At 70.0% G+C, this 15,304-nt stretch carries 13 protein-coding genes; 7 read left to right on the top strand and 6 right to left on the bottom strand.

The window, feature by feature from the left end; all coding sequences use genetic code 11:
- Positions 1-213: 213 nt before the first annotated feature.
- Positions 214-834, top strand: a complete 621-nt coding sequence (locus FRW57_RS07980; protein WP_152185759.1) for an isochorismatase family protein — start codon at positions 214-216, stop codon at positions 832-834.
- Here the strand turns inward: FRW57_RS07980 and FRW57_RS07975 are convergent.
- The 3 genes from FRW57_RS07975 to FRW57_RS07965 all read right to left on the bottom strand — a co-directional run bounded on the left by FRW57_RS07975 (position 831) and on the right by FRW57_RS07965 (position 6,139).
- Entirely contained in the window at positions 831-2,786 is a 1,956-nt protein-coding gene (locus FRW57_RS07975; RefSeq protein ID WP_152185756.1) for an acyltransferase family protein, read from the bottom strand. The two genes, FRW57_RS07980 and FRW57_RS07975, sit on opposite strands and share 4 nt — an antisense overlap.
- 99 nt (positions 2,787-2,885) lie before the next feature.
- Entirely contained in the window at positions 2,886-4,766 is a 1,881-nt protein-coding gene (locus FRW57_RS07970; protein ID WP_137122092.1) for a bifunctional metallophosphatase/5'-nucleotidase, read from the bottom strand.
- An 83-nt stretch (positions 4,767-4,849) separates the two neighbouring features.
- Positions 4,850-6,139, bottom strand: coding sequence for a homogentisate 1,2-dioxygenase (locus tag FRW57_RS07965; RefSeq protein ID WP_152185755.1), 1,290 nt, complete (start codon positions 6,137-6,139; stop codon positions 4,850-4,852).
- Between the two features lie 88 nt (positions 6,140-6,227).
- Here FRW57_RS07965 and FRW57_RS07960 point away from each other — a divergent pair, with 88 nt between their 5' ends.
- From FRW57_RS07960 to FRW57_RS07950, 3 genes are all read left to right on the top strand, one after another.
- Positions 6,228-7,091 (top strand): hypothetical protein, encoded by an 864-nt coding sequence (locus FRW57_RS07960; RefSeq protein WP_152185754.1) that lies wholly within the window; start codon positions 6,228-6,230, stop codon positions 7,089-7,091.
- A gap of 27 nt (positions 7,092-7,118) precedes the next feature.
- Positions 7,119-8,360, top strand: coding sequence for a fumarylacetoacetase (gene fahA / locus FRW57_RS07955; RefSeq protein ID WP_152185753.1), 1,242 nt, complete (start codon positions 7,119-7,121; stop codon positions 8,358-8,360).
- A gap of 300 nt (positions 8,361-8,660) precedes the next feature.
- Positions 8,661-9,248: a biotin transporter BioY gene (locus FRW57_RS07950; protein ID WP_203230254.1), complete on the top strand. Its 588-nt coding sequence runs from the start codon at positions 8,661-8,663 to the stop codon at positions 9,246-9,248.
- A 52-nt stretch (positions 9,249-9,300) separates the two neighbouring features.
- On the opposite strand, the gene FRW57_RS07945 is transcribed toward FRW57_RS07950, so the two are convergent.
- Positions 9,301-10,212 carry an RDD family protein gene (locus FRW57_RS07945; RefSeq protein WP_152185758.1) on the bottom strand — a complete coding sequence of 304 codons (912 nt, stop codon included), beginning with the start codon at positions 10,210-10,212 and terminating at the stop codon, positions 9,301-9,303.
- A gap of 113 nt (positions 10,213-10,325) precedes the next feature.
- On the opposite strand from FRW57_RS07945, the gene FRW57_RS07940 reads away from it, so the two are divergent.
- Positions 10,326-11,279 carry an LLM class flavin-dependent oxidoreductase gene (locus tag FRW57_RS07940; RefSeq protein ID WP_137122087.1) on the top strand — a complete coding sequence of 318 codons (954 nt, stop codon included), beginning with the start codon at positions 10,326-10,328 and terminating at the stop codon, positions 11,277-11,279.
- 63 nt (positions 11,280-11,342) lie between these two features.
- Here the strand turns inward: FRW57_RS07940 and hppD are convergent, their stop codons facing one another.
- Positions 11,343-12,548 carry a 4-hydroxyphenylpyruvate dioxygenase gene (hppD, locus tag FRW57_RS07935; RefSeq protein ID WP_152185751.1) on the bottom strand — a complete coding sequence of 402 codons (1,206 nt, stop codon included), beginning with the start codon at positions 12,546-12,548 and terminating at the stop codon, positions 11,343-11,345.
- Positions 12,549-12,656: 108 nt separating this feature from the next.
- On the opposite strand from hppD, the gene FRW57_RS07930 reads away from it, so the two are divergent.
- Complete coding sequence (locus tag FRW57_RS07930; protein ID WP_152185757.1) at positions 12,657-13,199, top strand: Lrp/AsnC family transcriptional regulator; 543 nt, start codon at positions 12,657-12,659, stop codon at positions 13,197-13,199.
- A 29-nt stretch (positions 13,200-13,228) separates the two neighbouring features.
- Here the strand turns inward: FRW57_RS07930 and FRW57_RS07925 are convergent, their stop codons facing one another.
- Entirely contained in the window at positions 13,229-13,891 is a 663-nt protein-coding gene (locus FRW57_RS07925) for an IclR family transcriptional regulator (RefSeq protein ID WP_137122085.1), read from the bottom strand.
- A gap of 94 nt (positions 13,892-13,985) precedes the next feature.
- Between FRW57_RS07925 and FRW57_RS07920 the strand changes: the two genes are divergently transcribed.
- A complete protein-coding gene (locus FRW57_RS07920) occupies positions 13,986-15,086 on the top strand; it encodes a P1 family peptidase (RefSeq protein WP_152185749.1) in 1,101 nt (366 codons plus the stop codon).
- Positions 15,087-15,304 lie beyond the last annotated feature (218 nt).

Below are 15,304 nucleotides of genomic sequence, written 5' to 3'. Positions count from 1 at the left end.
GAGGTCGTCGCCGCCGCCGACCTCGCGGCCGCCCGGGCGCGCCACGACGCCTCACTCGCCGAGCTGCCACCACGGGCGCTGCAGCTCTCCCGCGGCGAGCCGGCGATCCCCACGGTCTACGAGGACCACGGGCGCTGAGTGGCCACACCGCCGGGCTACGGTGAGGACATGAGTGGCGACGAACGCGGCGACCATGGGGCGGCAGACGACGGCATGGCCAAGGGTGCGCCCCGGGCCCTGATCCTCGTCGACGTCCAGAACGACTTCTGCGAGGGCGGGTCGATGGGCGTCACCGGCGGCGCCTCGGTCGCCACCGCGATCAGTGAGTATGTCGTGGCGCACGGCCCCGACTACGCCGCCGTCGTCGCCACGGCCGACTGGCACGAGGACCCGGGTGCCCACTGGTCGGACTCACCCGACTTCGTCGACTCGTGGCCGGTGCACTGCAGGATCGGCACCGACGGCGCCTTGTTCCATCCTCATGCCGAGACCGCCCTCGAGCACGTCGAGGCGATCTTCCGCAAGGGCGTCCACGAAGCGGCCTACAGCGGGTTCGAGGGCAGCACACCGGAGTCCGACAAACAGGTGGCGCTCGCCGACTGGCTACGTGACCGCGCGATCGAGGCGGTCGACGTGGTCGGCATCGCCACCGACCACTGCGTGAGGGCCACGGCGCTCGACGCGATCGACGAGGGTTTCCAGACCCGGGTGCTACTCGACCTGACCGCCGGTGTGGCGGCGGCGACGACCGAGAAGGCGCTGGCCCAGTTGCGTGATGCCGGTGCCGAGCTGGTCGGCTCCCCGGTGCTCGCACCCGCTGGGCCCCCCACCTAGGAGTCGAGGACTGCTGCTCGGACCATCCGCGTGTAGGCAGTCACACCCGTGGAGCTCAGGTGGATGCCGTCGCCCACGAAATATTCCGGGTGGTCGGTCGACACGTCGTACCAGTCCGCGAGCCGCACGTTGCGGAAGCCGGCCGCCGCGGCCCGGATGACGCCGAGGTTGTGCTGCTCCCAGGGACGAGGCACGCGCGGCACGACAAGCACCACCGTCCGCTTGCCCGCCAGGGCCGCGAGGGCGTCCTGCAACTGGTCGGGTGACACCACGCCGTTGTCCCCGGTGTGCAGCAGCACGACGTCGCCGGGCACCTGCCCGACCCGGGCCGCGGATGTCAGGGCCGGCAGGAGGTCCCAAGCCTGCTCGCCGACCGTCGCGTGGTTGATCACGGCGCCGAAGTCCTGCGCCATCCGGCCTTCGGCGCCAAGGGCGACCGAGTCCGCATAGACGGCAACGGTCAGATGGGCAGTGGACCCGGCCGATGGGGCGGCGCCCGCCGGCGAGATGGTGACCGGTGTGGAGGTCACCGCCGTGGGGGTCGTCGGCCGGCGGCGCATCGTCCGTCGCGGTTGGCTGATCGGCGCCGTGGTTGCCGGGCCGGACGACTCGGAGGACGTGCCCGCGGTGGTCGGGGGCACGGCCCGGTGGTCCACGACGGTGTCACCGGGCCGGACCATCGCGGCGGCGGTGATCGTCGGATCGATCGGCGGCGGGGTCACCGCCTCGAAGGCGACCAGCCCGACGACGACGGCGGTGACCGACGCGAGCACCGGGCTGAGGCGCGCCGAGGCCAGGCGCCGCCACCCCTCCCGCCAACCGAGCCGGCGCACCGGTTGCTCGACGAAACGGTAGCTGGTCTCGGTCAGCACCACCGTGAGGGCAAACCGCAGCAGCAGGAGACGCCAGCCGTCCAGGTTCACGTCCAGCCCGGGCCGGGTGAAGCAGACGACCGGCCAGTGCCACAGGTAGAGGCCGTAGGACCGCTGCCTGACCACTCGGAGTGGCGCCCAGCCGAGCACGGTCGCCGCCAGCCCTGGGCGCGTGGCCACTGCCACCACGACCGCAGTGATCAGCGCGACTGCAGCGAACCCGAATCGGTAAAGCGGCGTGGAGAACTCGTCCACAGACGCGAAGGCCCAGCCAATCGCGGCCAGCCCACCGGCCCCCACCAATGTGGTGGGCAGACGCGCAGGCGGCAGGTCAGGTAGCGCCGGCCCGAACCCGGCGCCGGACCGCAACAGCGCGAGGACCGCTCCGACGAGCAGGCCCATCGAGTGCGAGTCGGTGCCGAAGTACCAGCGCGACGGGTCGCCTGCCCCGGGCACGTGGTCCATCGTGCTGCCGCGCCACATCGCGCATGCCGAGGCCGCCGCCAGAAGGGCCGCGACCACCAACAGCGCCCGACGGCGGCCCGCGACCGACCGGCATACGAGCAGGGCCGCGATGATGACCAGTGGCCAGACGAGGTAGAACTGCTCCTCGACCGCCAGCGACCACAGGTGCTGCAGGACCGGCGGTCGACCGGTGGCCTCGAAGTAGGAGCGCTGGTGGACGATGTACCACCAGTTCGAGGTGTAGGTCCCCGCCGCCGCCAGATCTCCGAGGTAGACACGCAGCTGGTCGCGCCCGGCCGTGACCATGGCCGCCGTGGTGACGGCGAGCAGGAACAGCACTGCGGGGAAGAGCCGCCGGACCCTTGCCGCCCAGAACTTTCCCGGTTTGACGCAGCCGCCGGACCAGCGCGCCCACAGCTGGCCGGTGATGAGGTAGCCAGACAGGACGAAGAAGACGTCGACACCGAGGAAGCCGCCCGGGACCTGCAGCACTCCGAAGTGGTAGAGCATCACCCCGAGGACAGCAACGGCCCGCAGGCCGTCGAGGCCGGGGAAGTAGGTCTGCCTGCCCGGCCCCGCGAGCGCGGGATCGCACGACCGCCCCGAGTGGTCCACCGACCCGCCTCCTTCCTCCCTGCGTCTGGTCAGACGTCGGGTGGGGACGGTGCGTTGGGTCGGTGGACCTCGGGGGGAGTTTGCGATCAGGTCACGGCGTCAGTGGCGGCCGCCGTCACCGTCGTCCTGCACGACGACCTCGCCGCCGTCAGCGACCAGCTTCCAGTCCTGCACGAAGAAGTCGCTCGGGTCGATGACCTGGTTGGCGGCGACCCAGTCGATGAGCAGCTGGCGGATCTCCACCTGGGCGTTGTAGACCACCGGTGCGGTCGTGACGCCCGGGAACCCACCACCGCCGGACTGCCGGTAGTTGTTGATCGCCACGACGAACTTCTGGTCTGCTGCGACCGGTGTGCCGGCATACGCCAGGTTCTTGATCCGAGAACCGACGGCCTGGGCGATGTCGATGTCGTAGGACAGCGAGGTCGCTGCGGCGACGCCGCCCATGATGTCGTAGTTGTAGTCTGGGGTGCCGGTTGGCGCCTCGGGGGTGACGGCGTTGGTGATGCTGTCGGCCGCGTACGTGCCCGGGCCGGGGACCTGCTTGAAGTACCGCGCGGAGAACTCGAGGTAGGCCTTGACCTCGGCGCCGGTGAGCACGATGCCGAGCAGGGTGTTGTCGTAGATGTAGAGCCCGGCCACGTCGCGGACCGTGACGTCACCGGCAGGGATGCTCGCATCTCGGTTGAAGGGTGCGGCGATGGACAGCATCGGGTAGCCCGCCTCGGGCTGGCCCGCGATGGCCTGGGCCACCGCCTGCGCCTGCACGTGGTTGATGAAGTCCATCGCGGCGGTGTCCTCGTAGCGCGAGGTCCCCGCCGACATCGCCGCCAGGCAGGTGCCGATCACCGAGTTGACGTATCCCCGCACGTCCTTCTGGTCACCGCGCAGCATGTCGGCGATCGCCGGGTCCTCGGGCACGGTGTTGGCGTTGAGCAGGTGCGAGTGGGCGGAGGCGACCTGCCACTGCCCGCGGACCTTCTTCAGGTCGAGGTCCATCACGGTCAGGCGCATCCCCCACTTGAGCGGCTCGGACAACAGCACCTGCTTGCCCGTCTGCTCGTTGGTGACGAACCGCTCGGCGATCTCGACGTGCGCGTGGCCGACGAGGATCGCGTCGATGTCCGGGACCCCTTTCGCCAGAAGCGTGCTGGCGTTCTCGGGGTAGGGCAGCGCGTCGCCGTAGGAGCTCGACGTGTCGGCGCCGGAGTGGCAGGAGACGATCACGATGTCGGCGCCGGCCGCCTTCATCTGCGGCACGAAGCGGGCCGCCTGCTCGACGATCCCCTCGAAGCGGACCTTGCCCTCGACGTTGTGTTTGTCCCAGATCGCGACTCCAGGGGTGACCAGGCCGAGGATGCCGACCCGGATCGGTTTGTCGTTCCCGGGCCTGACGGTCCGGATGATGTAGGGCTCGAAGACCGGTTCGCCGGTGTTCCAGTCGACGGCGTTGGCGCCGAGCAGCGGGAAGTCGAGCTGGCCCTCGAAGGTGCGCAGCGTGTCCATGCCGTAGTTGAACTCATGGTTGCCCAGGGCCGCGGCGTCGTAACCGATCTGGTTCATGGCCAAGGCCATCGGGTGCTTCGCGCCACCGGTGATCGGGTCGATCTTGGCGTAGTAGTACGCGAGCGGAGTGCCCTGGATGGTGTCACCGGCGTCGAGCATCAGGCAGTTGCGCTCGCCGCGCTCCTTGCGCATCGCCGAGACGAGCGTGCTGATCTTGGCTAGGCCCACGTCGTTGTGGGTGCTGTCGTCGTATTCGGCGTCCTTGAAGTAGTCCCAGTTGTAGACGTTGCCATGGCTGTCCGTCGTTCCCAGCACGGTCAGCCGATAGGTGTGCCCGCCCGCCGGTGGAGCGGCGTCGCTGCGCGTTGCGGCGCCGACCGTCATACCGGCGGCGCCGACGACGGCCATCGCCAGCAGCTTCCGGCGAGACGTCTGGGTGTCGAGGAGACGGGTGTGCCATCGGGCGTCGACCATCGAGGAACTCCTGGGGTGTGGAGGAAGGCGGGGTTCGGCAGTATCGCAGTCCGCCGCCCGCACGGGAAGGGGTTACGCGGCAGTCAGCTGGTGGTGAAGACCTCGCCCTTGCCGCCGTCCGTGCCACCACCGCCCCGCTTGCCCCCGACCCACGACCAGGCGTACTTGCCGTCGTCCACCGCACGGCCGGCCTCACCGAGTTCGAGCGGCCGGAAGGTGTCGATCATGACGGCGAGCTCGTCGAAGTAGTGCACGCCGATCGAGTTCTCGTAGGCCCCGGGCTGCGGGCCGTGGGCGTGACCGCCCGGGTGGACCGAGATCGAGCCCTTGCCGATGCCGGAGCCCTTGCGCGCCTCGTAGTCGCCGTCGACGTAGAACATGATCTCGTCGCTGTCCACGTTGGAGTGGTAGTAGGGCACCGGGATCGACAGCTCGTGGTAGTCCACCTTGCGCGGCACGAAGTTGCAGATGACGAAGCCCGAGCCCTCGAAGACCTGGTGCACCGGCGGGGGCTGGTGCACCTTGCCGGTGATCGGCATGTAGTCGGCCACGTTGAACGCGTAGGGGTAGAGGCACCCGTCCCAGCCCACGACGTCGAGCGGGTGGAACGGGTAGGTGTAGACCGTGCCGACCAGGCCGCCGGTGGAGTCGGGTCCGCTCCCCCGGTGCTTGATGAAGACCTCGGTCGGCTCCTCCGGCTTCGCGCCGATGTCCTCTGCCAGCAGCGGACCCTGCGGCGGACGCAGGTCACGCTCGCAGTATGGCGCGTGCTCCAGCAGCTGCCCGTAGCGCGACAGGTAGCGCTTCGGCGGGGCGATGTGCGAGTTGCCCTCGATGCAGTAGGCGCGCAACGGCTCGGCATACCCCTGGTCGCCCTGGGTGACCGGGAGCCAGCGGTGCGTGGTGGCGCGTGGGATGACCAGGTAGTCACCCTCGGCGACGTCGAACGCGCCGAACACCGTCTCGACTCGTGCCGCGCCGCGCTCGACGTAGACGCACTCGTCGCCGATCCCGTTGCGGTACCACGGGCTCGGGGCGTCGGCGACGGCATACGAGATCCGCACGTCACCGTTGCCGAGCACGAGGCGGCGGCCGGTCACCACGTCCACACCGGCGCTGGACGCCTCGAACAGGTCGTGCAGCTTGAGGTGCCGCGGCATCAGCGGGTGGTTGGGGGTCGTGTCGAGGTCACCGAGGTCCCAAGCGCGGGCGTCGCTGATCTGCGACGGGATGCCGCGGTGGTAGAGCAGCGACGAGTCGGACGAGAACCCCTCCTCCCCCATCAGCTCCTCGTAGTAGAGGCCGCCGTCGGGGTTGCGGTGCTGGGTGTGCCGCTTGCCCGGCACGCTGCCGAGGCGCTGGTAGTAGGCCATGCTCGATCCTCCTGGAACCCATCAACGAAGTGTCCGCTGAGCGGACGAAAGTGTCTCTCTACCTTCACCATCCAGTAGCCTGCGCCACATGTCAACGCGCTTTGCCGTCCGCGCGGAGAGGCCCGCCGAGCGAGACCTGTTTGCCCGGCTCGTCGACGATGCGGCCGTCTTCCCACCGGGTCTCGCGCCCCTCGACCGCGCCGTCGCCGAGCACCTCGCGCGGCAGGACCACCCGCATGCCGACCTCGTCGGCCCGCTGCTGGTGCCCGCGTCCGCCGCCGGTGACCTTGTCGAGCTGGAGCGCCCTGGCCCACTGCGTGTGGGCCTCATCGCCCGTCCCGGCACGCCGCACCAAGTGGTCGTCGACGCCCTGGCCACGTTGCAGGACGTGCGGGACCTGGAAGTCACCGGCGTCGAGATCGGCTGGTCCCCGGACTGGGAGGAGGCTCTGGCCTGGGACCTGCCCCTGTCCGTGGAGGTGCCGCGCGAGACGACTGCTCGCACCCGCGCGCTGGCGCAGCTGCGTGAGGCCCAGGGCGAGAGCGTCCGGCTGCAGGCCAAGTTCCGCACCGGCTCCACACCGCACCAGCCGGTGCCGACGGCCGAGGAGCTCGCGAGCTTCATCCGCGACTGCCTCGACCTCGACCTGAGCTTCAAGCTCACCGGCGGACTGCACCACGTCCTCGCCCACACTACCGAGGACGGCGAGGAACAGCACGGCCTGCTCGGCGTGCTGGCCGCCACCCGGTTCGCGATCGACGGCGGCGATGTCGACGAGCTGGCCTCGTTGGTCTGCTCGAGGGATCCGGCTGCGCTCCTCGACATCATCACCCGCATGAGCGATGCCGAGGCGAGCGTCGTGCGAGGGTTCTTCACGGCATACGGATGCTGTGGTGTCCTCGACCCCATCGGTGAGCTCGACGAGCTCGGCCTGCTCACCGCGACCCGCTGACCCGACGACAACGACAAGGAACCCGGTATGACGACCAGCTGGCTCGACCTGCCCGCCGACCATCCCTTCGGCATCAACACCCTGCCGTATGGCGTGTTCTCGCCCACGGGGGGCGAGCGGCGCGTCGGCGTCCGCATCGGTGATCGGGTGCTGGACGCCGGGGCAGTCGCGGCGATCGGGCGGGAGAAGGTGGGCGTCGGTGAGGGGCCGGACCTTGCTGCGGTCTGGCAGACGCCGAGCCTCAACGCCTTTCTCTCCCTCGGGCACGAGGCTTGGAGGACGGCTCGTGCCTGGCTGACCGAGATCCTGACCGACGAGGTGCACCGGGAGGCGGTCGAGCCGCACCTGCACGACCTCGCGGAGGTCACGCTGCACCTGCCGATCCAGGTCGCCGACTACGTCGACTTCTACGCCAGCGAGCAGCACGCCACCAACCTGGGCAAGGTGATGCGGCCGGGCGAGGCGCCACTCAAGCCCAACTGGAAGCACCTGCCGGTCGGCTACCACGGTCGGGCCGGCACGGTGGTCGTCAGCGGCACCGACATCATCCGGCCGGCCGGACAACGGAAGGCTCCCGCGGACGAGGCGCCGACCTTCGGCCCGAGCTCGCGGCTGGACATCGAGACCGAGCTGGGTTTCGTCGTGGGTGGCGCGACTCCGATGGGCACGCGGGTCACCGTGGACGACGCACCCGACCACCTGTTCGGTGTCACACTGTTCAACGACTGGAGCGCACGGGACATCCAGGGGTGGGAGCAGGTGCCGCTTGGTCCCAACCTCGGCAAGTCGTTCGGTTCGTCCGCCGGCGCCTGGGTGGTGCCGATGGCGGCGCTGGAAGCCGCCCGCGTGGCCCTGCCGGTGCAGGACCCGGAGCCACTTCCCTACCTGCGTGGCACCGACGGGCCCGGTCGGGGCATCGACCTGCGGCTGGAGGTGCGCCTCAACAAGACGGTGATCTCGCGGCCGCCCTACAACCTCATCTACTGGTCGCCCGAGCAGATGGTCGCCCACATGACCGTGAACGGCGCCAGCCTGCGCGACGGCGACCTGTTCGCCTCCGGCACGATCAGCGGCGAGAACGCCGACGAGCGCGGCTCGCTGATCGAGATGACGGTGAACGCGACCGAGCCGATCACGCTGTCGGACGGCTCGACCCGTGGGTTCCTCGAGGACGGTGACACGGTCACCATCACCGGCTGGGCCCCCGGACCTGACGGCACCCGCATCGGGCTCGGCGAGGTCACCGGCACCATCAAGCCGGCCCGCTGACGCCCGAAGCGGGAGCCTCGCCACAACGTCCTGCGTCGTGGCTGCCGGGGCGACCACTTCGCAGGACGTCCCGCCGCCGTCGCATCACCACTTGCGAGGGAGAGTTGAGGACGTGCCATCGGCGCATGAGCAGCCGCTCGGTCCACACCTGTTCGTGTCTCGAGTGCACCCCGCTAACCTAGGCCCGCCGGGGACGCCTCGCTCGACAGTTTCGGGCGACCAGCGGTTGGACGCCGGCAGACAGCGCCATCGTGCCTCGGTACGGTCAGCACACGCAGCCCAGAAAGGCGAACCATGTCGATGAACACCGCCAGCTCGAGAGTGCTGGCAGACGTCGTCCCCGGAGGAGCCGTCCGCGACGCCGCCCTCGTGACCGCCGGCGCCGGCCTGGTCGGAGTCCTGGCCCAGATCGCCATCCCACTCCCCTTCACGCCGGTGCCGCTCACCATGCAGACTTTCGGCGTGCTGCTCGTGTGTGCCAGCCTCGGCTCAGCGCGCGGTCTGATCTCGATGATGCTGTATGCCGTGATGGGCATCGCCGGTGTGCCGTGGTTCGCCGAGGGCGGGTCCGGGTTCGGCGGCAAGTCGTTCGGCTACGTCCTCGGCTTCATCCTCGCGGCTGCGGTGGTCGGGCGGCTGGCCGAGCGCGGTGCGACTCAGAGCCCGGTCCACACCGCGGGCGTGATGGTCCTGGGCAACCTGGCGATCTATGCAGTGGGCGTGCCGTGGCTGATGGCCACCGCGCACCTCGGTCTGGCGACCGCTCTGACCCTCGGCGTGGTGCCCTTCCTGGTCGGCGACCTGATCAAGGTCCTGGCCTGCTCCGGCGTCTTTCCTGGCTCTTGGCACCTCGTCCGACGCCTCGGCGCTCAAGGGATGGGCCGCTGACCAGTCGGCGTTCTCGGGTCACCCCCCCCCGCAGCCTTCAGCCCGGGTCGCGCTAGTGGTGACCAGCGGCTGAGCCGTCTGGCCGCGATCCGCGCCTCGGCTGGGGGCCCAGCACGACATTCGTCTTGACCAGCTTCCCGTGCAGCGCCTGCTTGTGCGGGTCCCACAGTGGCCACAGGTAGTTCACCAGCATGAACAGTGACGCGAAGATCCCGATGGTCGGCAGCATGCCCACGATCACCGGCCCCTCCTTGACCAGGTAACGCTCGATCATCGCGCGGACCGGTGGCGGTCCCGGCTGGTCCCGCAGCCGCACGCTGATGCCCACCAGCCGGCGGCCGGGCGTCGAGCCCGTCCGCGACAGGAGCAAGACCTCGTAGATTCCGTAGAGCACGAAGGAGATCGCCGAGATGATGGCGACGTAGCGAAGCACATCGCCAGGAATCGGGGGCGTCTGCGTGGAGCCGGCGCGCGCGGCCTGCAGCACGTCGTCGACCCATCTCTGCGCCGAGTCCTCGACCGGTCCGTAGGCCCAGAACGTGAAGGGGATGGTGATGAGGGCGACGATGATGCCGTCGACGATCCTCGCCACGACCCGGCGCCACCAGCCCGAGAGCGGTTGTCCGTCCGGCGTCGTGGGACGTGCGGCGTAGAAGCCCTGCCGCCCGTACTGCGGAGCCGGCCGATAGGCGTCACCGCCCTGCCGGAAGGGTCCGCCCCCCTGCGGGTGAGATCCACCTGCCTGTTGGCCGGGAGCCGACCACGGAGACGGCCGGCCCGTTCCCCTGCTCTCCTGGGAAGCGTCCCCTGTCCCGGTCTCTGTCGGCGACGGGGAGCCGATCGACGAGCGCTCGACGTTGGGGTTGAGCTTCGGTGACGTCCGGTCGGTCCAGACGACCCCGTCCCAGTAGCGGACCTGTGTGGGGTCGTTCGGGTCGTCGTACCACCCGGAGGGTTGCGTCATGGGTTGATCCTCTCAAACGGGGTCGAATGACTGGTCGGCGACGCGACCCAGCGCCCGGGCCCTGACCGACCACGCGGGCCTCCGGCGACAGCTCCTCGGAGTAGCGTCGCACTATGCGCCTCGCGATCTCCATCCCGCAGGTCGACCAGGACCGCTTCGACGCCGATGGGCTGAAGTCCTACCTGGCTCGCTGCGAGGAGCTCGGCTTCGAGAGCGGCTGGGTGATGGAGCAGGCGATCGGGCCGACCCCGATGCTCGCGCCCCTGGAGCTGCTCGCGTATGCCGCCGCGTGCACCGAGCGTCTCAGGCTGGGCGTCGCGGTGCTGGTCACCACCCAGCACGACCCGCTCCAGCTGGCCGCGGCCATCACCACCGTGGACCGGATGAGCCACGGACGACTCGACGTCGGGGTTTCGCCCGGCGGCGGGTTCCGCAGGTTCGAGGCCTTCGGCGTCGACGGGACGTCCTTCATCTCCTGGTTCAGCGAGGGACTCGAGCTGATGAAGGCGGCGTGGTCGGACGAGCCCCGAGTCACACTTGCCGGACGCTTCCGTCAGGTGGACGACCTGCCCATCCAGCCGAAGCCGGTGCAGCGGCCGCATCCGCCGATCTGGTTCGGTGGCAGCGCTCCTCGGGCACTGGCCCGGGCCGTCAGGCTCGGCGACGCGTTCCTGGGAGCCGGATCCACGAGCACGGCCGCCTTCGCCGAGCAGGTCACCGTCCTGCGCCGCGAGCTGGCGGAGCAGGGCAAGCCCGCCGACGGATTCACGATCGGCAAGCGGGTCTACCTCGCCGTGCACGAGGACCCGGGCCGTGCCCGTGACCTGGTCATGACCGGACTGCGCCGCATCTATGGGCGCATGAAGGGCATCGAGGAGGTGCCGGTCTTCGGCACGCCGGAGGACGTGGTGCGCGGGCTCGATGAGGTGCGCGCCGCCGGAGCCGAGCTGATCCTGCTCAACCCGGTGGGCGGCACCGTGGCCGAGAACCGCGACCAGCTGGAACGCCTGGCCGCAGGCGTTCTCCCGCACCTGACCGACGAGCAGGCATCATCTCCGCCGACGTGAGCGGTCCCGGCGCCGCGTCGGCGCCGGGACCACCCGTCATACTCCCGCGAAAAGCCTTCTGGCTCAGAGGTTGCCGCGGCTGTCCTGCTCACGCTCGATCGCCTCGAAGAGCGCCTTGAAGTTGCCCTTGCCGAACCCGAGCGAGCCGTGCCGCTCGATCAGCTCGAAGAACACCGTCGGCCGGTCCTGCACGGGGCGGGTGAAGATCTGCAGCAGGTAGCCGTCCTCGTCACGGTCGACCAGGATGCCGCGCTTCTGCAGCTCCTCGATCGGCACACGGACCTCGCCGATGCGCGCGCGCAGCTCGGGGTCCTCGTAGTAGGAGTCCGGCGTGTTGAGGAACTCGACGCCCTCCGCGCGCATCAGGTCCACGGTCCGCAGGATGTCGTTCGTCGCGAGCGCGAGGTGCTGGGCACCGGCGCCGCGGTAGAACTCGAGGTATTCGTCGATCTGGCTCTTCTTCTTGGCCGGCGCCGGCTCGTTGAGCGGGAACTTCACCCGGTGGTTGCCGTTCGCGACCACCTTGGACATCAGCGCCGAGTAGTCGGTGGCGATGTCGTCGCCGATGAACTCCGCCATGTTCACGAAGCCCATCACCTTGTTGTAGAAGGCGACCCACTCGTCCATGTGGCCGAGCTCGACGTTGCCGACGACGTGGTCGAGCGCCTGGAAGTAGCGCGTCGGCTGCCCGTCGCGCTTGACGTAACCGGACGACCGCTCGACGTAGCCGGGCAGGTAGACCCCGTCATACCGGCTGCGGTCGACGAGGGTATGACGGGTGTCGCCGTAGGCGGCGATGGCACCGATGCGGACGGTCCCGTGCTCGTCGGTGATGTCCTCGGGCTCCTGCACGACGGTCGCGCCGACCGAGCGGGCGTGCGCGATGCACTTGTCGACGTCGGGCACCTCGAGCGCGATGTCGACGACACCGTCACCGTGCGCGCGGACGTGGTCGTGCAACTGGCTGTCCGGGTCGACGCCGCCCTTGATGACGAACTTGATCGAGCCGCTCTTCAGCACGAAGGACTTGTGGTCGCGGTTGCCGGTCTCGGGGCCGCTGTAGCCGACGAGCTCCATGCCGAAGGCGGACTGGTAGTAGTGCGCGGCCTGCGTGGCATTGCCCACGACGAAGACGATGGCGTCCCAGCCGGTGACGGGGAACACGTCCTTGGTCTCGTCGTACTCCACGAGGCCCACGAGCTGCTTGAGCTGGTTCAGGTCGAGGTCGGCCTGCCGCTCCTGGTCGGTGAGGGGGATGGTGTCGGTCATGACCGCACTGTGTGCCACCGTGCCGTCGCTGCACAACTGTGCCACTCTGCTCTGGTCACGATGCGCAACCTGTTGGCACGAGACTCCTTCCTGCTGGACAATCTGTCCATGCTTGACAACGACGGACTGGACCCCCTCGACACCCGGATCATCACCGTGTTCACCGAGCAGCCGGGCATCGGGGTGCTCGGGGCATCCCGCACCCTGGGGGTGGCACGCGGCACCGTGCAGGCCCGGCTCGACCGGCTCGAGCGGCGCGGGGTCCTGACCTCATTCGCACCCCACGTCGAGCCGTCGGCGATGGGCTATCCCGTGACGGCCTTCTGCACTTTGGAGATCCGGCAGAGCCGCGGCCACGACCCCGTCGTCGCGCACCTGCGGCGGATCCCGGAGGTCCTCGAGGCACACACCATCACCGGCCAGGGCGACCTGATGATCCGCGTCGTGGCGCAGGACAACGCCCACCTGCAGCACGTCATCGACCGCGTCGTCGCCGTCGACCAGGTGGAGCGCGCCGCGACGGTCATCGCCCTCGCCACCCAGATCCCCTACCGCACCCTCCCCCTGGTCCAGCTGGCCGCACCGGCGCAGGCGGGTCCAGGGGACGGCAAGGATCCAGCGCAGGAGGGCGGTTCGGCGCAGCCCCCCTGATCGCGGCTCGTCGCCGCCGTGGTCACCGCTCAGCGCAGGGCGCGGGCGATCCGGGCGGCCGCCGAGACCACCTGCGGCCCGAGCTTCTGCTCGTCCAGCGGCCCCATCGAGACGACCCCGACGGACGCCTCGAGCCCGGCCAGCCCGACGATGGGTGCAGCGACGCCGTGCGCCCCCGACTGCAGCTCACCGTCGGTGACCACGTATGACGTCCGCCCCACTCGGGCACCCAGGATCGCCTTCCCGGCGGCACCATGGTCGAGGGCGTGCCGGCTGCCGATGCGGTAGGCCACGTGGTAGTCGGTCCAGGTCGGCTCGACGACCGACAAGGCGAACGCGTCGCCGCCCTCGACGATGGTGAGGTGGGCGGTGGCGCCCACCGCGTCAGCAAGGGCGCGCAAAGTGGGCAACGACGCGTCCCGGAGCAGCGGCAGCACCGAGGCCGACATGCGAGTCAGCCCGAGTCCCAGACGGATCCGGCCGTCCTCGCGTCGCGTCACGAAGTCGCGCGCCTCGAGCGTGGCCACGAGCCGGTAGACGACCGGACGGCCCACACCCAGCGCCGAGGCCAGCTCGGTGACAGTCATCCCCGCACCGTGCTCGCGGTCGGCCAGCAGCTGCAGGATCGCCAGCCCGCGGTCGAGGGTCTGCGACGTCTCACCGCCGACCGGCCCAGCCCGTTTCGCGCTCACACCTCGCACCGTACCTCCCGCAGTCGGCCCTCTCCCCGCGTTGTTGCGGCACAGGGCCGTGCCGCACCTTCCCACCTGTGGTTGCCTTGGGGCCATGGGTCTCTCGGCGTCCGCGCACGGCTTGACGATCGGCACGTTGCCCACCGGGCCTCTCGGTTCGATCACCGACGTCCCCGGCATCCACGTCGGGCACACCACGCTCTCCGACGGCGACATCCGCAGCGGCGTCACCGCGATCGTGCCCACCCAGCTGGACGAGCGGCGGCACACGTTGCCCGCGGCAGTGGCGGTCGGCAACGGCCACGGCAAGCTGGTCGGCTCGACCCAGGTGGACGAGCTGGGCACCCTCGAGACCGCGATCCTGCTGACCAGCACCCTGTCGGTCCACCGGGTGGCCGACGCCCTGGTGACCCACGAGCTCACGAGGCCCGGGCGGGAGCAGGTCGTCACGGTCAACCCCTTGGTGGGCGAGACGAACGACGCCTACCTGTCCGACATCAGAACCCGGCCGGTGCGCGAGCGGCACGTCCTGGACGCGCTCGAGTCGGCCCGTCCAGGACCGGTCGACGAGGGCTGCGTGGGGGCCGGCACCGGCACCTGTGCGCTCGGCTTCAAGGGCGGCATCGGCACCGCCTCACGCGTCGCCCGGGAGGGTGCGGGCGGGTGGACCGTCGGAGCCCTCGTGCAGTCCAACTTCGGCGGCACGCTGCGGATCGACGGTGTTCGTATGCCGTCCGCCGAGCTCCTGGAGGGCATCGCCCCGTCACCGGCCGAGACCACGGGAGTCGCGGACGCGGGGGACTCAGCAGCGGCGGCCCAGGCGACGGAAGATCAATCTCGGCAAGGGAACTCGTGCATGATCGTCGTCGTCACAGACGCACCGGTGGATGCCCGGCAGCTCAGCCGGGTCGCCCGCCGAGCGATCGTCGCGATGGATCGGGTGGGCGCCGACTTCGCGCATGGCAGTGGTGACTACGCCATCGCCTTCAGCACCTCGGCCGACGCCCCTCCCATGCCGGACCCCGAGCTCAACCCGGTGTTTGCGGCAACCATGGAGGCGGTCGAGGAGGCGTTGGTCTCGTCACTTGTGCACGCGGTGACCACCACCGGCTACCGCGGCCACACGGCATACGCGCTGCCCCTCGACCGGGTCCTGGAGCGGCTGAGCGCGTCCGGGCGGTTGCCCACGGCCTGAAAAGGCCGAGCCGGCGAGCGGGAACGCTCGTACGCTGACAGGGTGATTGGGGACGGTGGTCGGGCGGCCGTCGAGCAGGTGTTCCGCACCGAACGGGTGCGGGTGCTCGCCGCGCTCGTGCGCAGCACCAACCAGCTCGACCTGGCCGAGGACGCGCTGCAGGACGCCTTCGCCACGGCGCTGCAGCGGTGGCCCCGCTCCGGCGTACCCGACGAGCC

This window comes from Segeticoccus rhizosphaerae (assembly GCF_009192725.1).
Classification (GTDB): domain Bacteria; phylum Actinomycetota; class Actinomycetes; order Actinomycetales; family Dermatophilaceae; genus Segeticoccus; species Segeticoccus rhizosphaerae.
This window is presented reverse-complemented; position numbering and strand designations above follow the sequence as displayed.